Source organism: Streptomyces sp. NPDC045846 (assembly GCF_056431605.1).
The window spans coordinates 1-17,329 of the sequence record NZ_JBWKKJ010000014.1 but is presented as its reverse complement, the minus strand read 5'-3'; the positions used below and the strand labels follow the sequence as shown (position 1 = coordinate 17,329).

Annotated in this window: 19 protein-coding genes; 7 read left to right on the top strand and 12 right to left on the bottom strand. The window is 69.9% G+C overall.

All coding sequences use genetic code 11. The features are described 5' to 3' along the window. Window positions 1–7 precede the first annotated feature (7 nt). Window positions 8–739 (top strand): nucleotidyltransferase family protein, encoded by a 732-nt coding sequence (locus tag AC07F3_RS32600; protein WP_479118099.1) that lies wholly within the window; start codon window positions 8–10, stop codon window positions 737–739. A gap of 75 nt (window positions 740–814) precedes the next feature. Here AC07F3_RS32600 and AC07F3_RS32595 read toward each other — a convergent pair whose 3' ends face one another. The 7 genes from AC07F3_RS32595 to AC07F3_RS32565 all read right to left on the bottom strand — a co-directional run bounded on the left by AC07F3_RS32595 (window position 815) and on the right by AC07F3_RS32565 (window position 7,406). Then, window positions 815–2,293, bottom strand: coding sequence for a DoxX family protein (locus AC07F3_RS32595; RefSeq protein ID WP_479118098.1), 1,479 nt, complete (start codon window positions 2,291–2,293; stop codon window positions 815–817). Window positions 2,294–2,368: 75 nt separating this feature from the next. Beyond that, a complete protein-coding gene (rlmB, locus tag AC07F3_RS32590) occupies window positions 2,369–3,325 on the bottom strand; it encodes a 23S rRNA (guanosine(2251)-2'-O)-methyltransferase RlmB (protein WP_479118097.1) in 957 nt (318 codons plus the stop codon). Between the two features lie 109 nt (window positions 3,326–3,434). Further along, the gene (gene cysS / locus AC07F3_RS32585) at window positions 3,435–4,832 is read right to left on the bottom strand and encodes a cysteine--tRNA ligase (RefSeq protein WP_479118095.1); all 1,398 of its coding nucleotides are present in this window, start codon (window positions 4,830–4,832) and stop codon (window positions 3,435–3,437) included. Between the two features lie 80 nt (window positions 4,833–4,912). Further along, window positions 4,913–5,317, bottom strand: a complete 405-nt coding sequence (locus AC07F3_RS32580) for a PPOX class F420-dependent oxidoreductase (RefSeq protein WP_479118094.1) — start codon at window positions 5,315–5,317, stop codon at window positions 4,913–4,915. Between the two features lie 62 nt (window positions 5,318–5,379). Beyond that, window positions 5,380–5,907: a 2-C-methyl-D-erythritol 2,4-cyclodiphosphate synthase gene (ispF, locus tag AC07F3_RS32575; RefSeq protein WP_479118092.1), complete on the bottom strand. Its 528-nt coding sequence runs from the start codon at window positions 5,905–5,907 to the stop codon at window positions 5,380–5,382. Further along, window positions 5,897–6,634 carry a 2-C-methyl-D-erythritol 4-phosphate cytidylyltransferase gene (ispD, locus tag AC07F3_RS32570; RefSeq protein WP_479118091.1) on the bottom strand — a complete coding sequence of 246 codons (738 nt, stop codon included), beginning with the start codon at window positions 6,632–6,634 and terminating at the stop codon, window positions 5,897–5,899. The genes ispF and ispD overlap by 11 nt, the downstream gene beginning before the upstream one ends. 289 nt (window positions 6,635–6,923) lie before the next feature. Next, entirely contained in the window at window positions 6,924–7,406 is a 483-nt protein-coding gene (locus AC07F3_RS32565; protein WP_003953493.1) for a CarD family transcriptional regulator, read from the bottom strand. A gap of 612 nt (window positions 7,407–8,018) precedes the next feature. Here AC07F3_RS32565 and AC07F3_RS32560 point away from each other — a divergent pair. Then, on the top strand, window positions 8,019–8,672 hold the full coding sequence (locus tag AC07F3_RS32560) for a copper chaperone PCu(A)C domain-containing protein (protein WP_479118089.1): 654 nt from the start codon (window positions 8,019–8,021) through the stop codon (window positions 8,670–8,672). A gap of 132 nt (window positions 8,673–8,804) precedes the next feature. On the opposite strand, the gene phoP is transcribed toward AC07F3_RS32560, so the two are convergent. Next, the gene (gene phoP / locus AC07F3_RS32555; RefSeq protein ID WP_465270246.1) at window positions 8,805–9,476 is read right to left on the bottom strand and encodes a two-component system response regulator PhoP; all 672 of its coding nucleotides are present in this window, start codon (window positions 9,474–9,476) and stop codon (window positions 8,805–8,807) included. A 5-nt stretch (window positions 9,477–9,481) separates the two neighbouring features. Next, entirely contained in the window at window positions 9,482–10,762 is a 1,281-nt protein-coding gene (phoR, locus tag AC07F3_RS32550; RefSeq protein WP_469498318.1) for a two-component system sensor histidine kinase PhoR, read from the bottom strand. Between the two features lie 198 nt (window positions 10,763–10,960). Here phoR and phoU point away from each other — a divergent pair, with 198 nt between their 5' ends. Next, a complete protein-coding gene (phoU, locus tag AC07F3_RS32545; RefSeq protein WP_479118087.1) occupies window positions 10,961–11,638 on the top strand; it encodes a phosphate signaling complex protein PhoU in 678 nt (225 codons plus the stop codon). A 155-nt stretch (window positions 11,639–11,793) separates the two neighbouring features. Further along, window positions 11,794–11,943 (top strand): hypothetical protein, encoded by a 150-nt coding sequence (locus AC07F3_RS32540; protein ID WP_479118085.1) that lies wholly within the window; start codon window positions 11,794–11,796, stop codon window positions 11,941–11,943. A gap of 89 nt (window positions 11,944–12,032) precedes the next feature. Here the strand turns inward: AC07F3_RS32540 and AC07F3_RS32535 are convergent, their stop codons facing one another. Then, the gene (locus tag AC07F3_RS32535) at window positions 12,033–12,452 is read right to left on the bottom strand and encodes a hypothetical protein (protein WP_479118083.1); all 420 of its coding nucleotides are present in this window, start codon (window positions 12,450–12,452) and stop codon (window positions 12,033–12,035) included. A gap of 230 nt (window positions 12,453–12,682) precedes the next feature. Continuing rightward, window positions 12,683–13,444 carry a phosphoglyceromutase gene (locus tag AC07F3_RS32530; protein ID WP_114039046.1) on the bottom strand — a complete coding sequence of 254 codons (762 nt, stop codon included), beginning with the start codon at window positions 13,442–13,444 and terminating at the stop codon, window positions 12,683–12,685. 173 nt (window positions 13,445–13,617) lie between these two features. Here AC07F3_RS32530 and AC07F3_RS32525 point away from each other — a divergent pair, with 173 nt between their 5' ends. From AC07F3_RS32525 to AC07F3_RS32515, 3 genes are all read left to right on the top strand, one after another. Then, on the top strand, window positions 13,618–14,880 hold the full coding sequence (locus AC07F3_RS32525; RefSeq protein WP_479118081.1) for an MDR family MFS transporter: 1,263 nt from the start codon (window positions 13,618–13,620) through the stop codon (window positions 14,878–14,880). Window positions 14,881–14,948: 68 nt separating this feature from the next. Then, window positions 14,949–16,208: an AAA family ATPase gene (locus tag AC07F3_RS32520; RefSeq protein ID WP_479118080.1), complete on the top strand. Its 1,260-nt coding sequence runs from the start codon at window positions 14,949–14,951 to the stop codon at window positions 16,206–16,208. A gap of 68 nt (window positions 16,209–16,276) precedes the next feature. Next, window positions 16,277–16,972, top strand: coding sequence for an RloB family protein (locus AC07F3_RS32515; protein WP_479118079.1), 696 nt, complete (start codon window positions 16,277–16,279; stop codon window positions 16,970–16,972). Window positions 16,973–16,991: 19 nt separating this feature from the next. Here AC07F3_RS32515 and AC07F3_RS32510 read toward each other — a convergent pair. After that, on the bottom strand, window positions 16,992–17,329 hold a 338-nt coding region (locus AC07F3_RS32510; protein ID WP_479118078.1), incomplete at its 5' end, for a transposase.

Here is a 17,329-nt window from a genome sequence, read left to right as displayed (position 1 = left end):
TCACCGCATGACTGCGAGCACAACTGCGACCTTTCCGACGCAGGCCGTGGTCCTGGCGGGCGGCCAGGGCTCACGGCTGAGGCCGTACACCGACGACCGACCCAAGCCGATGGTCGAGATCCCGGGCACCGGGGTCCCGATCATCGGCCATCAGCTCGCCTGGCTGGCCGCCGAGGGCGTCACTGACGCCGTCATCTCCTGCGGCCACCTCGCCGACGTCCTCAAGGACTGGCTGGCCAAGGCCGATCTGCCGCTGCGCGTGACCACGGTCGTCGAGGACGAGCCGCTGGGCCGGGGCGGCGGCCTCAAGTACGCGGCGGCCTCGCTGCCCCACCCCGACCAGCCCTGGTACGCCACCAACGGCGACATCTGGACGCGCTTCTCGCTCCGCGAGATGGCCTCCTTCCACGGTGAGCGTGACGCGATCGCCACCCTGGCCCTGGCCCGCCCCCGCATCCCGTGGGGCGCCGTCGAGACCGACGCCTTCGGCCACATCACCGACTTCATCGAGTCGCCGCCCTCGCCGTACCTCATCAACGCGGGCGTGTACGTCTTCTCCGCGGCCTTCACCGCGATGCTGCCGGACGTCGGCGACCACGAGCGCACCACCTTCCCCCGGCTCGCCCGCGAGCGCCGCCTCGCCGGGTTCCCGCTGCCCCACGGGGCGTACTGGCGCGCCATCGACACCGCCAAGGACCTCACCGAGGCCGCCAAGGAGCTTGCCCGGCACGGGAGTTGACTGCCGCGGGGACGCTCGCCGCATGACGAAGGGGGCCGGAAGATTCCGGCCCCCTTCGTCATGCGGTCGCCCGTGTCAGCCGAGCAGGCCTCCGATGGGGTTGCGGTTGCCGCTGCTCGATCCCGTGCCGCCCGAGGACGTCGGGCCCGCGCTCGTGGACGGCGGGGCCTGCGGGGCGGTGCGGTGGTGGGACGGGGCCTGGCCGCCGGTGCCCGCCGAGTGGCTCGGCTGGCCGGTGGTGCCCGCCGAGGCGCTCTGGTGGACCCTGGGCTTCTTGGACGCCTTCGCGGACGGGCTCGCCGAGGTCTTGCCCCGGACCGCCGACGGCTTGGCGCTGCTGGGCGCCGTACGGGGCGCGAGCGCGGGCCCGGTCTCGCTCGGCAGCGGGGTGCCGGGCAGGTAGTTGGTCGGGTCGTCGTTGGGGCCCGGGACGGTCACCACGGTGGTGGAGCGGACCGCGCCGCCGAGCAGCGCGCCGACCGTCAGGGTCAGGCCGATCACGATGGTCGTCATGACCAGGCCGCGCCGCAGCACCCGGCGCCGCAGCTCCCAGAGTTCGGAACGCGGCCCGAGCTTGCGCCAGGCCTCGCCCGCGAGCCGGGCGTCGAGCGAGTAGACCGGGGCTCCGGCGATGATCAGCGGGGACCAGGCGGCGAGGTAGATGATGTCCGGGGCGTCGTAGGCGCGTACGGTCTGCCAGCTCACCGTCACCAGCAGGGCCGCCGACAGCATCGCGCCGAACACGGCCGCCACCCGCTGCCACAGGCCGAGCATCGTCAGTACGCCGACGACGACCTGGAGGAAGGCGACGGTCAGGCCGGCGCCCACGGGGTGCTGGAGCGCGAAGTCGCGCAGGGGCTCGGCGAGCGCCCAAGGGTGCAGCGAATTCAGCCACTTGACCATCGAGCCGCGTTCGCCGCCGTCGAAGTACACGGGGTCGCACAGCTTGCCCATGCCCGCGTACACCGAGATGAAGCCGAGGAAGACGCGCAGCGGGAGCAGCACGACGCCGAGGTTCATCCGGCGGCCCGGGTAGTAGGCGTGCCGGACGGGGTCGGCGCCGCGCCGCTTGGCGGGCGAGCCGTCGTCCGGTTCGCCGTCGAACTCGTCGATCTCGTCGACGTTCTCGAACTCGTCGCGCCCGTACGGCTGTTGGCCGTACGGGGTGCGCATCTGCGGGAGCAGCGCGGTCTCCGGTCCGGCGCCGGGCCCGGGGATCAGCGGCGTCGGCATCGTGTCGTCGACGGAGACGCGCGGGATGGTCTGGGTCGCGCCGGTGTCGTAGCCCTCACCACCGCCGCCGACGGAGGTGGCGCGGACCGCCTGGAGGAGTCCGCTCGCCCCCGGCGCCGACTTCCCGCTCCACACCACGGGCGCCCTGCGGCGCACCGCGGTTCCCGAAATCAGGGGCTTCGGCAGCGACTTGGGCGCAAGCTGCACCCGGAAACTCGCGTGGTTGACGATGACCTGCGCGGGGTCGCAGTCCACCTTGGCCATGCTCAGGGCAGGCTGGTCGTCGAACCCGGGCCGGGGCGTTCTTGTGTCCACACTCATCTAACCGAGTGACGAGTGGTTAGGACACTGCTTGACGGGTCCGAATCTGTCCGAGACCCGTCAAGATCACCCAGGTCAGGCGCGTCGGCGGGCCGCCTCGTAGAGCACGATGCCCGCCGCCACACCGGCGTTGAGGGACTCGGCGCCGCCCGGCATCGAGATCCGCACGCGGTAGTCGCAGGTCTCGCCGACGAGCCGGCCAAGTCCCTTGCCCTCGCTGCCGATCACGATGACGACGGGGCCGCCGATCTGCTCCAGCTCCTCGACCGTGTGCTCGCCGTCGGCGGCGAGGCCGACGATCGTGAGGCCTTCCTTCTTGTACGCCTCCAGAGCGCGGGTCAGGTTGGTGACCCGGGAGACCGGCGTGCGCGCCGCGGTGCCCGCCGACGACTTCCAGGCGCCCGCCGTCATGCCGGCCGCGCGCCGCTCGGGCACGACCACGCCGTGGCCGCCGAAGGCGGAGGTGGAGCGGACGATCGCGCCGAGGTTGCGCGGGTCGGTCACGCCGTCGAGCGCGACGATCAGCGGGTCCTCGCCGTTGTCGTACGCGAAGGCCGTGAGGTCCTGCGGGTCGGCGTACTCGTACGGCGGGACCTGGAGGACCAGGCCCTGGTGGTTGAGGCCGTTCGTCATCCGGTCCAGCTCGACGCGCGGGGCCTCCATCAGGTTGATGTTGCCGCGCTCACCGGCGAGCTGAAGGGCCTCGCGGACCCGCTCGTCGTTGTCGATGTACTGCTGGACATAGAGCGTGGTCGCCGGGACGCCGTCGCGCAGCGCCTCGAAGACCGGGTTGCGGCCCACGACCATCTCGGACGTGCCCTTGACGCCGCCGCGCCGGGGGGCGGGGCGGCGGGTCGCCGCCTGCCGGGCCTTGGCGGTCGCGATGCGGTTCTTCTTGTGCTTCTTGCGGTCCTCGGCCTTGGGCGTGGGGCCCCTGCCTTCCAGGCCCTTGCGCCGCTGGCCACCGCTGCCGACCGTAGCGCCCTTCTTGTTGGACGTGCGGCGGTTCCTGCGCTGGCTGTTCCCGGCCATGACCTACCTGTTTCCTCAGTGAATCGGCGATCCACATGCGGATGCAGATCGTGTACGTACGTATATGAAGTGTGCCGCCCGATCGCCCGGGCGGCACATCAGGGGCTGTTCAGCGGGGGCCGAGGGTCCAGCGGGGGCCTTGGGGGCTGTCCTCGATGACGAGGCCGGACTGGGTGAGCTGGTCGCGGATGGCGTCCGCGGTGGCCCAGTCCTTGCGGGCCCGGGCCGCTTCACGCTGTTCCAGGACCAGACGCACGAGCGTGTCGACGGCCCCGTGGAGGTCCTCGCCGCGGTCGCTCTCCTCGGCCCAGTGCGCGTCCAGCGGGTCCAGACCCAGCACACCCAGCATGGCACGGACCTCGGCCAGACGGGCGGTGGCGGCTTCCTTGTCGTCGGCGGCCAGCGCACTGTTGCCCTGACGGACCGTGGTGTGGATGACCGCGAGGGCCTGCGGCACCCCCAGATCGTCGTCCATCGCCTCGGCGAACGCGAGCGGCACCTGGGCCGCGGGCTCCACGACACCGCCCGCCTTCTCCACCACCCGCTGGATGAAGCCCTCGATCCGCGCGAACGCCGACTCGGCCTCGCGCAGCGCCTCCTGGCTGTACTCGATCATCGACCGGTAGTGCGGGGTCCCCAGGTAGTAGCGCAGCACGATCGGCCGCCACCGCTTGACCATCTCCGACACCAGCACACTGTTGCCCAGCGACTTCGACATCTTCTCGCCGGACATCGTCACCCACGCGTTGTGCACCCAGTACGACGCGAACGCGTCACCGAACGCCCTGGCCTGGGCAATCTCGTTCTCATGGTGCGGGAAGATCAGATCGAGGCCGCCGCCATGGATGTCGAACGCGGCACCCAGATACTTGTGGGCCATCGCCGAGCACTCCAGATGCCAGCCCGGACGGCCCCGCCCCCACGGCGTCTCCCAGTCCGGCTCACCCGGCCTGGACGCCTTCCACATCGCGAAGTCCCGCGGATCACGCTTGCCCGAGACACCCTCGTCGGGCTGACGCAGATCATCGATGTCCTGGTTCGACAGCGCCAGATAACCCGGGAAGGACCGCACGTCGAAGTAGACACTGCCGTCCGCCTCATACGCGTGACCGCGCTCGATGAGACCCCGCATCATCTCGACCATCTCGGTGACGTGCCCGGTCGCCCGCGGCTCATAGGTCGGCGGCAGGCAGCCCAGCGCCCGGTAACCGTCGTTGAACGCCCGCTCGTTCTCGTACCCGATCGACCACCACGGACGGCCCTGCTCGCCCGCCTTCCTGATGATCTTGTCGTCGATGTCGGTGACATTGCGGATGAACGTCACCTCATAGCCCCGGTAGTCGAACCACCGCCGCATGATGTCGAAGTTCAACCCCGACCGGATGTGCCCGATGTGCGGAGCCGCCTGCACCGTGGCACCACACAGGTAGATCGAGACACAGCCCCGCACGAGCGGGACGAAGTCACGGATCTGCCGGGCGCTGGTGTCGTACAGGCGAATGGTCACCCCACCAGGGTAGTGGCCTCATACCAGTGCCCCGCGACCCTTCCGGGCCTCGGGGCACACAATTTGGCGTCTGTTGGGACTCAGAGCATCCCGACGATCTTCCGCGGAGTGATCCGGACGACCACCCGGGGGGCGTCGTTGACCGAATCCGGATTGAATTCGCGGTACTTCTTGCCGCTGTACTTCATCGAGAGCTCGTCGATCAGCTCCTGGCCGCCCTCGGTGGTGAGGTCGGCGGTGCCCCGGATCTCGGCGTACTCGTACGGGGAGTCGAAGAGCTGGAGGAGCACGCTGACGCGCGGGTCGCGGCGCATGTTCTTCTCCTTGCGCCGCCCCACGGTCGTCGAGACCAGCACGTCGTTCCCGTCGCGCTTCACCCAGACCGGCGACACCTGGGGGCTGCCGTCGGGCTGGATGGTGGCGATGTTGACGAAGTTGGGGGCGTCGAGCATTTCCTTCAGCTTGTCGCTGAGCTCAGCAGACACGGCGGGTCCTTCCGGGCGAGGTGGAATGGTCGCCTCCTCTACTACCCCAACCCGCCACGTTTCTACGGCAACCGGTACACCATCGCCGTGGCGATGGCCGCGAGCCCCTCGGCACGGCCGGTCAGGCCGAGCCCGTCCGTGGTGGTGCCGGACACCGAGACGGGCGCCCCGGCCGCGGCCGACAGCACCTTCTGCGCCTCGTCACGCCGCTTGCCGATCTTCGGCCGTACGCCGATGACCTGCACCGCGATGTTGCCGATCTCGTAGCCCTCGGCCCGCACGATCCGGGCGGCCTCGGCGAGCAGGGTGACGCCGGAGGCGCCGGACCACTCGGGGCGGTCGGTGCCGAAGTGGGCGCCGAGGTCGCCGACGCCGGCCGCCGAGAAGATCGCGTCGCAGGCGGCGTGGGCGGCGACGTCGCCGTCGGAGTGCCCGGCGAGGCCGTATCCGTCGCCGTCCTCCCACAGCAGCCCGGCGCACCACAGCTCGCGCCCGCGCTCGAAGGCGTGGACGTCGGTGCCGATGCCGACCAGCGGGATCAGCGGCCGGTCACCGGCCGCCGTCGTGGAACCGGATGCCTCAGAAGCCATCGTTGGCCCTCCGTCGGGCGAGTACGGCCTCGGCGAGTACGAGGTCGAGGGGGCGGGTCACCTTGAACGCCTCTTCGTGGCCGGGCACCACCACGACGTCGAGGCCGAGCCGCTCGATCATGCCGGCGTCGTCCGTGACGTCGTCGGTGACCGTCTCGTGGGCGCGTACGAGCGTGTCGTGGTCGAAGCCCTGCGGGGTCTGCACCGCGCGCAGCCGGGCCCGCTCGGGGGTGGCCACGACCGGCTCGGGCGAGCCGTCTGCGCGCGGCTCGACCTGCTTGACGGTGTCGGCGAGCGGGAGCGCGGGCACGACGGCGGGCGCCCCGTCGCGCACCGCCTCGATGACCGCGTCCACGGTGTCGACGGGGACCAGCGGGCGGGCCGCGTCATGGACCAGGACGGCGTCGAAGCCGGGCGGCAGGGCGTCCAGGCCGAGCTTCACGGACTCCTGGCGGCTCTCGCCGCCGGGCACCACCAGGAAGTCGGTGCGGTCCGGCAGGGCGTGCTCGACGAGGAGGTTCTGGACCTCCGTGGCGCCGTCCGGCGGAGCCACCACGACGACGAGCGAGACCGCGCGGGACGCGGCCATCGCCCGGACAGCGTGGATGAGCATGGGGGTGCCGTTCAGCGCGCGGAGTGCCTTGGGGGCGCCCGGGCCGAGCCGCACGCCGCGTCCGGCCGCTGGAATCACCGCGGCGGTGCGGAAAGGGCGCGATTCGTCTGACAAGGTTTGTGTCCTCAAACGACGTGGGTATGGCCTGGGGGAACCCCCTGCTCCTGGAGCCTGGGGGAGTGCCGGGCGCGACGCCCTGACCGGCCCTTCCGTGACGACCGGTCAGGCGAGCCGCCCGGGCCCGGCACACACAGTGCGGGTGCTGACGGCGAGGGGATACGAACATGCCGCAGCGCCCGGCGACACAGCAATGTTCACTGCTGGTCAGCGGGCACCGCGGCAATGCCGGGCATTCCGGAGCGCGCCCCGGAACAGAGGGCCTGTCCGGACAGGCCCTACGGCGTCAGGACGCGAGAACCTCGTCGAGAAGGGCCTCGGCCTTGTCTTCGTTGGTGTTCTCCGCGAGGGCGAGCTCGCTCACCAGGATCTGCCGTGCCTTGGCGAGCATGCGCTTCTCACCCGCGGACAGTCCGCGCTCGCGCTCGCGACGCCACAGGTCACGCACTACTTCGGCGACCTTGATGACATCGCCGGAGGCGAGCTTCTCGAGATTTGCCTTGTAGCGACGGGACCAGTTCGTGGGCTCCTCCGCGTACGGCGCGCGCAGCACCTCGAAGACCCGGTCCAGCCCGTCCTGACCCACTACATCGCGAACGCCGACGAACTCCGCATTGTCCGCGGGCACGCGCACAGTCAGGTCGCCCTGGGCGACCTTGAGCACCAAGTAGGTCTTGTCCACGCCTTTGATCTGGCGAGTTTCGATGGCCTCGATCAGCGCGGCCCCGTGATGGGGATAGACCACGGTGTCGCCAACCTTGAACGTCATGTGACAGGTACCCCTTCCGTGGCTATCCAGGGTAACACGGATACGGCTTCTTCTGAATGGCGTTTTCGCAGGTCAGGGCATATCTCGGGGCTTGACAACAGCAACAGGAACGTGCTGCGGAGGGCTTCCGGAAGGCGGTATTCGCAGGTCGGAGCAGCTGCGAAGGGGGTGCGAAACGCGTACGCCACCCACCCCCGATCGGTGCCCCGAGAGGCCGAACGTCCCGGTTTGCCGGGTTCCGGACGGTGAACTTCCTCTACTCCGTTCGGCGCTCGTTCACCCGTTCGGCCGGTCGGGATTCTTTCCGGAATTGATCAACGAACGGTCCGGCCGGGCCGCCGCGGGGGATTTTCCGTAAGGAATGTGTGGCGGCCGGGGAAATTGATCACCCGGCATATGTGAACGGCGCGCGAAAGACCAAGATCAGCACGTGATCCGCCCGAGTTCGGCGGACCCGTCGGCCGTAGGGGCGGGTCGGGTGCGGGGCGTGTCGGACGGCTCGGTAATCTAGGCCCGCTGACACACCCTTAGCTGGCCCTTAGGTACGCGGCCGGCTGACCCGTAGCCCGTCCGAAGCAGTCCGTCTCGTACGTCCAAGGAGTTGCCGCCGCCGTGAGCCGCAGCCTTCGACGCGGCGCCCTCGCCGCTTCTGCCATCGCGTTCTCGCTCGCTTCCCTCTCCGCCTGCGCCGCCGGTAACGGGGCCCAGACGCTCGGGGTCAAGGCGGACAACGCCTACGTCACCGTCGGCGACATCAAGGTCCAGAACGCGACGGTCGTCACCCAGCCGAAGCCCGACGCCGAGGGCCCGGCCGTCGTCGCGGCCACGCTGTTCAACAACGGCGCCGACCCGCAGACCCTGGACGCCGTCCAGGTCGGCAGCGCCGCCGTCAAGCTCACCCCGGCCAAGGGCGCGGGTCCGATCACCGTTCCGGCGCACGGCTCCGTCGTGCTCGGCGGCAAGGACAACGCCTCCGCCGTCATCGACAACGGCCGCGAGGCCGCCAAGAACGGCGACGCGCAGAAGGTCACCTTCCAGTTCAGCAAGGCCGGCGCTGTGAGCCTGTCGGCCTTCGTGGTCCCGGCCACCAGCTACTTCCAGGGCGTCGGCCCCAGCGAGCTCCCCAAGCCCAAGGAGACCCCCGCGGGCGAGCCGTCGGGCACCCCGTCGGGCTCGGCGTCCAGCTCGACGAAGCCGAACACGCCGGGCAGCAGCGGCAAGCCCGCGGCCTCCGGCTCGGCGTCGCACAGCGCGACGGGTCACTGACACCAGGACGCGAGGAGGGCGGCCCCGGACCGGATCCGGGGCCGCCCTCCTGTCGTTTCGGTACGACCGATTCCGTACGGCCGTCTCCGTACGGCCCGTGCATCGGGGCCCCTGCCTCAGGGCCCGTCGGGTCTACGGCTCGAACTTGTAGCCCAGGCCGCGGACCGTCACCAGGTAGCGCGGCGCGCCCGGGTCCGGCTCGATCTTGGCGCGCAGGCGCTTGACGTGGACGTCGAGGGTCTTGGTGTCGCCCACGTAGTCCGCGCCCCACACCCGGTCGATGAGCTGCATGCGGGTCAGCACGCGGCCCGCGTTGCGCAGGAGCATCTCCAGGAGGTCGAACTCCTTCAGCGGGAGGTCGACCTTTCCGCCCGAGACGGTGACCACGTGCCGGTCGACGTCCATGCGGACCGGGCCCGCCTCCAGGGCGGCCGGGGTGACCTCCTCCGGCTCGCCGCGGCGGCGCAGCACGGCACGGATGCGGGCCACCAGCTCGCGCGAGGAGAACGGCTTGGTGACGTAGTCGTCGGCTCCTATTTCCAGGCCCACGACCTTGTCGATCTCGCTGTCCTTGGCGGTCACCATGATGACCGGGACGTTGGAGCGGCCGCGCAGCTGACGGCAGACCTCGGTGCCGGGCAGGCCGGGCAGCATCAGGTCGAGCAGGACCAGGTCGGCGCCGTTGCGCTCGAACTCGTCCAGGCCGTCGGGTCCGGTGGCCGCCACCGCGACCTCGAAGCCCTCCTTGCGGAGCATGTAGGACAGGGCGTCGCTGAAGGATTCCTCATCCTCGACGACGAGCACTCGGGTCACGGAAGGACCTCCGGGGCAGGAACTATGGCGTGTGATTCGGGCACAGCGGAACTGAAGGTCTCGTACGGGACGTCGTCGTCCTCATCGACCGTGACCGGGCCGCGCCCCGCGGAGGCGCGGTCGCGGACGGCGCCGGCTTCCGGCAGCCGCAGGGTGAACGTGGAGCCCTGTCCCTCGGAGCTCCACACCGTGACCTCCCCGCCGTGCGAGGCGGCCACGTGCTTGACGATGGCCAGGCCCAGGCCGGTGCCGCCGGTGGCACGGGAGCGGGCCGGGTCCACCCGGTAGAAGCGCTCGAAGATGCGCTCGCGGTCCTTCTCGGAGATGCCGATGCCCTGGTCGGTCACCGCGATCTCGATCAGGTCCCCGCCCGGCGCGGCGATGCGGCGCCCGGCGATGCCGACCCGGGTCCTGGCCGGCGAGTAGTTCACGGCGTTCTCGACGAGGTTGCCGAGCGCGGCGGCGAGCTGGCCGCGGTTGCCCCAGACGTACAGGTCGGCGGTGCCGCCCGCGGCCATCGTGATCTGCTTGGTGGACGCGGTGTGCCGGGAGCGGTCGATGGCCTCGGCGACGAGTTCGTCGACGCGGACCGGCTCGGCGTCCTCCAGCGGGTCGTCGTTCTGGACCCGGGAGAGGTCGATGAGCTCTTGGACCAGGTTGGTGAGCCGGGTGGCCTCGATCTGCATGCGGCCCGCGAAGCGGGTGACCGCCTCGGGGTCGTCCGACGCGTCCATGACGGCCTCGGAGAGCAGCGAGAGCGCCCCGGTCGGGGTCTTGAGCTCGTGGCTGACGTTGGCCACGAAGTCGCGCCGGACGGCCTCGATGCGGCGGGCCTCGGTGAGGTCCTCCACGAGGAGCAGGACGAGGCGGGAGCCGAGCGGGGCGACCCGGGCCGAGACCGCGAGGGCCTCGCCCCGGCCCGTACCGCGCCGGGGCAGGTCGAGCTCGACCTGGCGTATCTCTCCGTCGCGCCGGGTGTCGCGGGCCATGTGCAGCATGGGCTCGACGGCCAGCTTGCCGCCCCGCACCAGGCCGAGCGCGTACGCCGCGGAGCTGGCCTTGACCACCGAGTCGCTCTCGTCGAGGACGACCGCGGAGGAGCGCAGTACGGAAAGGACCGTGTCCACGCCCGGGGGCAGTACGGCGTCGGTGTGCAGGGACGTCCGGGTGGGCCGCGCCTGGTCGCGCTCGCTCCAGCGGAACGCCAGCATGGCGATCACGCCGGTGCACACCCCGGCGATCGCTGCCAATGCGGCGACCGCCGCGTTCACGTCCATGCACCCAGGTTATGCGGCCGCGCCGACACTCTCCCAGCCAAATGGGTGGCCGCTCGAACGTTCGTCGCCCAGAGTTCACCGAGGTGATAGGGACGGTTCACTTCCTATGGCCGAATCGGACGCGTAACGGACGGAACGTGGGAGCGTGGGGTTCACAGGCACCCCCGGCCCCCGGAGACGTTGTAGAGAGGGACACCCATGCGGGACGCGTACCACGAGGAACTTGACTCGATCGGCGAGGGCCTGGTCGAAATGGCCCGCCTTGTCGGGTCGGCGATCGGGCGCGCCACCACGGCCATGCTCGACGCCGATCTGAAGCTCGCCGAGAGCGTGATCGCGGCCGACCAGAAGGTCGACGATCTCCAGCACGACCTGGAGGCCCGGGCCATAGCCCTGCTGGCCCGCCAGCAGCCGGTCGCCACCGATCTCCGCATCGTGGTGACCTCCCTGCGCATGAGCGCCGACCTGGAGCGCTCGGGCGACCTCGCCCAGCACGTGGCCAAGCTGACCCGGCTGCGCTATCCGGAGCGCGCCGTGCCGCACGACCTGCACGCCACCATCCTGGAGATGGGCCAGCTCGCCCAGCGCCTGATGGCGAAGGCCGCCGAGGTCATCATCACCAAGGACGTCGACCTGGCCCTCCAACTGGAGCAGGACGACGACGAGATGGACCTGCTGCACCGCACCCTCTTCCAGCACCTGATGGACGACCGCTGGAAGCACGGCATCGAGACCGCGGTGGACGTGACCCTGCTCGGCCGCTACTACGAGCGCTTCGCGGACCACGCGGTGTCCGTGGCCAAGCGCGTGGTCTACCTGGTCACCGGCGAACACGCCGACGAGCTCCAGGCGACCTCGCAGGTCGAGGGGGCCTGACCCCGGGGGGCGGCGGGCCCGGCCGAACGCGCCCGCCCGCCCCGGCCGTCCGGGAGCTCCAACAGGCTTGCGCGGATGCGCCGTTGACGCGCCCGCTTCGGTGGGCATGCAATGAGCGAAGGCTCCTTGCGTCTGCCTACCCCCGGGAGGGACCCATGGCCGATACGCCCACGACCGAACCGCGGCAGGAAGCACCCGTCACCCCTGTCGAAGTGGTCCGGCTGCCCCTGATCGGCGCGTGCGGCTGCGGCTCGGGCTGCGGCTGCGGCTGCCAGTCGGGCGCGCCCTGCCAGTGCGGCGGCTGAACCCGCTGTTCCCAGCATGAGGAGGGGCCCCGCCCGGCCATGGGCGGGGCCCTTACTCATGGCCTCAAGGCCTCAGGGCCTCGACCGGGTCACTTCACCGTGACGGTGACCGTCGGCGAGGTGACCTCGTCGTACTTGATCCGCAGCTCCTGCTTGCCCTTGTCGTTGAGCTTGGCGTCGAGCGAGTAGCTGCTGCCCTGCTTGACCGTGGTGCTGGCCTGCAGGGTCGTCCACTTGTTGCCCTTCTTGTGCTGGAGCACCAGCTTGCTGCCTATGGGCATGCCCTTGGTGCGGCCGGTGAACGTCACCTTGTCGCCGGCCTTCACCGACGTCGGCGTCGCCTTCACGGTGATCGAGGCGGTCGACTTGGAAGCGGAAGCGGACGGGCTCGGCTTGGCGCTGGTGGCGGCCGAGGCGACGGTGCCGGCCGCACCGGCGGTCAGCAGGGCGGCGGACAGCGCACCGGCCACGAACGTCCGGGCACAACGGCTGCGCAGGGTGGCTTTCACGTTGGTCTCCTGTCTTGGCGGACTCCCCCAGGTGATGCGCGGTTCGCCGCCCGGAGCCGGAAGGGGTTGGTGCTCACGGCGGGGCGAAATGCGCCTTTCGAGGCTATCCACGGTGCGCGCAGACGGCGACCGGAGAGGGTGCGGCCGACTACGGCGCGTAACGCAAAACCCCCCGCACCGCGGAAATCCGCAGGCGGGGGGCGTGGGGTACGACGGAGCGTACCGGGGCGCTACTTCTTCTTGCCCTGGTTCTTCACGGCCTCGATCGCGGCGGCGGCCGCGTCGGGGTCCAGGTAGGTGCCGCCCGGCTTGACCGGCTTGAAGTCGGCGTCGAGCTCGTACACGAGCGGGATGCCGGTCGGGATGTTCAGGCCCGCGATGTCGGCGTCCGAGATGCCGTCGAGGTGCTTGACCAGCGCGCGCAGCGAGTTGCCGTGGGCGGCGATCAGGACGGTCTTGCCGTCGAGCAGGTCCGGGACGATGCCGTCGTACCAGTACGGCAGCATGCGCGTGACGACGTCCTTGAGGCACTCGGTCCGCGGGCGCAGCTCCGGCGGGATCGTCGCGTAACGGGCGTCGTCGCTCTGCGAGAACTCCGTGCCGTCCTCCAGGGCGGGCGGCGGGGTGTCGTACGAGCGGCGCCACAGCATGAACTGCTCCTCGCCGAACTCGGCGAGCGTCTGCGCCTTGTCCTTGCCCTGGAGGGCGCCGTAGTGGCGCTCGTTCAGGCGCCAGCTGCGGTGGACCGGGATCCAGTGGCGGTCCGCGGACTCCAGCGCGAGCTGGGCGGTGCGGATGGCGCGCTTCTGGAGGGAGGTGTGCAGCACGTCGGGGAGCAGGCCGGCGTCCTTGAGCAGCTCACCGCCGCGCGCCGCCTCCTTCTCGCCCTTCGGGGTGAGGTTGACGTCCACCCACCCGGTGAACAGGTTCTTCTCGTTCCACTCGCTCTCGCCGTGGCGGAGGAGGATCAGCTTGTACGGTGCGTCGGCCATGCGTCCGAGCCTAATCGACGTTCCGCGGCCCTCGCGCGCCCGGGGACACAGGTCCCGACCCGTCTCGATTGACGGACGCCGTCAATTCAGTAGCCCCCCGGAGCGGGCCACTTGTAACGTGCGGACATCAGTAGCACCACTTACGCGAGTGACACAGTTCCGGGGGAAACCGCATGTCCGTCGACCGTCTGAGGCGCGCCGCACGAGAATCCGTCTCGGGGCTGCCCCGGGAGTTCTGGTGGCTGTGGACCAGCACCCTGATCAACCGGCTCGGGGCCTTCGTCGCCACGTTCATGGCGCTCTACCTCACCCTGGACCGGGGCTATTCGGCCTCGTACGCGGGACTTGTGGCCTCCCTGCACGGGCTCGGCGGGGTCGTCTCGTCGATCGGCGGCGGCATCATGACCGACCGGCTCGGCCGCCGCCCCACCCTCGTCATCGCCCAGACCTCGACGGCCTTCTCGGTCGCGCTGCTCGGCTTCATGACGGACCCGGTGGCGATCGCGGGGGTCGCCTTCCTCGTCGGCATGGCGAGCAACGCCTCGCGGCCCGCGGTGCAGGCGATGATGGCGGACATCGTGCGGCCCGAGGACCGCGTGCGCGCGTTCTCCCTCAACTACTGGGCGATCAACCTCGGTTTCGCCGTCTCGTCGATGACGGCCGGCTTCATCGCGCAGTACAGCTACCTGGCGGGCTTCCTCGGCGAGGCGACGCTCACCCTGGTCTGCGCGATCGTGGTGTTCCTCAAGCTGCCGGAGTCCCGCCCCGAGCGGACCGCCGTGGAGACGGCGGCCGAACCGCGGATCGGCATCGGTACGGTGCTGAGGGACGGCCGGTTCATGGGCGTGATCGGCCTGTCCTTCCTCATCTCCCTGATCTTCCAGCAGGGTTACGTGGGACTGCCGGTCGCCATGGGCACGGACGGCTTCTCCAGCGCCGACTTCGGCCTGGCGATCGCGGTGAACGGCATCCTCATCGTGGCGGTGCAGATCCCCATCACCCGCTACATCCAGCACCGCGACCCGCGCCGCCTGCTGATCGTCTCGGCGCTGCTCGCGGGCTACGGCTTCGGCCTGACGGCGTTCGCGGGTTCGGTCGCGGTGTACGCCCTGACGATCTGCGTCTGGACCCTGGCCGAGATCGTCAACGCCCCCACCCAGACGGGCCTGGTGGTCCGTCTCTCGCCGGTCCACGGCCGGGGCCGCTACCAGGGCGTCTACACGATGTCGTGGTCGGTGGCGGCGCTGGTCGCCCCGCTGATGTCGGGGTACGTGATCGACCACTTCGGCGCTCAGTGGCTGTGGGCGGCGTGCGCGGTCCTGGGCACGGCGGCGGCCCTCGGGTACTGGCTGCTGATGCGGGGGTTGCCGGTAGAGGCGCCAGTAGCCCCGCTGAGTGTGAGGAAAACTCCCGTCAAGGTCGACCACGAGGCCTGATCTGGGTCAGCCAATAGGCGGCAACACGATCACGGCACTACTCTGTGCGCGACGAGAGGAGGATGAGCATGCTGCTGAGATTCCGTGTGGCGAACGTACGGTCGCTGCACGAGGAGCAAGAGCTGTCCTTCACGGTTCCCCCAGGGCACGAACCAGGCCCCGCTCACCACGTGGAACTGGCGGGCGGCAAGGACGTAGACGTCTACCCTCTCCTCGGCATCTTCGGGGCCAACGCCTCGGGCAAGTCCAACGTGCTCACCGCCTTGAGTCACATGCGTGACGCGGTACTGAGCTCCTACGCGGAATGGACCTCGTACAGGGGCGTCCCACGCGAGGAATTCGCCCTGGACGAAAAGGCCGCCGGTGAGAGCTCCTTCTTCGAGGTCGACTTCGTCGCGGACGACGCGGTGCGCTGGACGTACGGGTACGAGCTCGGTGCGACCCGTGTGGAGGCCGAGTGGCTGCACGCGTACCCGCGCGGGCGCCGCCAGGTGTGGCTTGACAGGGACGCCTCTCGTGACGAGGAGTACGACTTCCCCGGAGACCGGATCCAGGACCGGGCCCGGCTCGCCCGCACGACACGCCCCAACGCACTCTTCCTCTCCCGCGCAGCCACCGACAACCACCCTCAACTCACCCCGATCTACCAGTGGTTCGAGCGGAACCTGTGGCTGATCACTCCGGAACACGAGCGGCGGGAACGCGAGGCGTATACGATCCGCCGCCTTCAGGAGGATCCAGGTGTACGGCGCCGCATCGAAGAGCTGCTGCGGGTGGCAGATCTGGGAATCGGCGGAACCGAGGTCAGCAGGCATCCCGGCGAGGCGCCGACCATCCGGCTCCTGCACGCCGGCAGCGACAGGGCCGCCGCGTTCGACTGGGACAAGGAATCGTTCGGTACCCGTTCCTGGTTCGCCCTGCTCGGTCCGATGCTGCTCGCCCTCGACGAGGGCGCGGTCCTGCTCGTCGACGAACTCGACTCGAGCCTCCACCCGCGCTTCGCGGCCGAAGTGGTACGCATCTTCCATAACCCGCTGGTCAACACCCGTGGTGCACAACTGGTGTTCACCTCTCACGATCCGTCCTTGCTGAGTACGCCCAGCGGCTGGCGGCTCCTCGACCCGGGCCAGGTCTGGCTGACGGAGAAGGACAAGGCGGGACGGACCGAGGTGTACCCCTTGACGGCGGCGGAGCCCGGCGAGCGGGAGGACTTGAGCGCCTCGTATCTGGCCGGAAAGTTCGGGGCCGTGCCTGACTTCACGGAGGGGCAGATCGCGCGCCGGATACTGGCCGCACGTACCAGGGAAGCGGAGGCGGAGCGGGACTGATGGGGAGCGTGAAGCGGGGGAAGGACTCGACGGACAGGGCTTCGCGCCCCTCGAAGGCGGTCCCATCGGTGTGGATCTTCACTGAAGGGGCGCTCACCGAGCCCCAGTACATCGACATCGTCAAGGACCTGCGCGCCCCGGGCATCCGGCTCGCCGTCCACATCGCCAATGACGAGCGCACGAACGGTGGCACCAAGGGACCACAGCGGCCCACCCACGCACGAAAGCCGCTCGACCTCCTCGACCAGGCCCTCGCCAAGCTCCGCGAGGAGAACCGCAAAGCCAGGCGGGAGAAGTGGGGGAACCCCCCCAAGGGCGTCGACCGCTGGACGACCGTGTGGTGTCTCTTCGACCGTGATCAGCACGAAGGCGTGGACGACGTCGCGCGTGTGGCGAAGAAGATGGAGAAGGACGGCGAGGGGCTGCGCATCGCGTATTCCCACCCGTGCTTCGAGCTGTGGCGCCTCCTGCACCACCAGGACTACACGAGCACCTTCGGCGGTGTCTGCGACGAGGCGACGAAGAAGCTGCCGTTCGTCACCGCGCGTACGTCCAAGGAAGAAGCGAAGGTCGTACTGCCTGAGCAGGTTCTCAAGCGCAGCGGCCCCGGCCGCACCGACGGCTCCGACGGCTTCGCGAAGGCCAAGGCGCGCGCCAAAAAGATCAACGCGCAGTACGGTGAGCACCACCTGTACAGCAAGCGGGACCCGTACACGGATGTCTGGCGTTTCGTCGAAGAGGGCCTACAGGTCACCGACTACTAGGGCGTGTGTGATGTCGTGATCAGTCGGCGGTTTTCACGAGGTCGTCGATCCAGATCGTGGCGGCATGGAAGTGGAGGCCGGCGAGGTAGCTGTCCGGGGTTTTGTCGTAGCGGGTGGCGATGCCTCGCCAGGCTTTCAGCTTGTTGATCAGACGCTCGACGGTGTTCCGTTCCTTGTAGAGGTCGGCGTCGAGGCTGATGGGCCGCCCGCCTCGTGCGCCCTCCTTCCTGCGGTTGGCGGCCTGGTCCCTCTTCTCCGGGATGACGGCCTTGATTCCGCGTTTGCGCAGGTAGGCGCGGTTGCCGCGGGAGGAGTAGGCCTTGTCCCCGGCGACCGCGCCGGGCTTTGTGCGGGGGC

Coding starts and splice junctions, on each gene's coding strand:
- AC07F3_RS32520 (WP_479118080.1), top strand. CDS start 14,949: ATGCTGCTGAGATTCCGTGTGGCGAACGTACGGTCGCTGCACGAGGAG.
- AC07F3_RS32525 (WP_479118081.1), top strand. CDS start 13,618: ATGTCCGTCGACCGTCTGAGGCGCGCCGCACGAGAATCCGTCTCGGGG.
- AC07F3_RS32600 (WP_479118099.1), top strand. CDS start 8: ATGACTGCGAGCACAACTGCGACCTTTCCGACGCAGGCCGTGGTCCTG.
- ispF (WP_479118092.1), bottom strand. CDS start 5,907: ATGGCTTCTGAGGCATCCGGTTCCACGACGGCGGCCGGTGACCGGCCG.
- AC07F3_RS32540 (WP_479118085.1), top strand. CDS start 11,794: ATGGCCGATACGCCCACGACCGAACCGCGGCAGGAAGCACCCGTCACC.
- rlmB (WP_479118097.1), bottom strand. CDS start 3,325: ATGGCCGGGAACAGCCAGCGCAGGAACCGCCGCACGTCCAACAAGAAG.
- AC07F3_RS32595 (WP_479118098.1), bottom strand. CDS start 2,293: ATGAGTGTGGACACAAGAACGCCCCGGCCCGGGTTCGACGACCAGCCT.
- phoR (WP_469498318.1), bottom strand. CDS start 10,762: ATGGACGTGAACGCGGCGGTCGCCGCATTGGCAGCGATCGCCGGGGTG.
- AC07F3_RS32565 (WP_003953493.1), bottom strand. CDS start 7,406: ATGACGTTCAAGGTTGGCGACACCGTGGTCTATCCCCATCACGGGGCC.
- AC07F3_RS32530 (WP_114039046.1), bottom strand. CDS start 13,444: ATGGCCGACGCACCGTACAAGCTGATCCTCCTCCGCCACGGCGAGAGC.
- phoU (WP_479118087.1), top strand. CDS start 10,961: ATGCGGGACGCGTACCACGAGGAACTTGACTCGATCGGCGAGGGCCTG.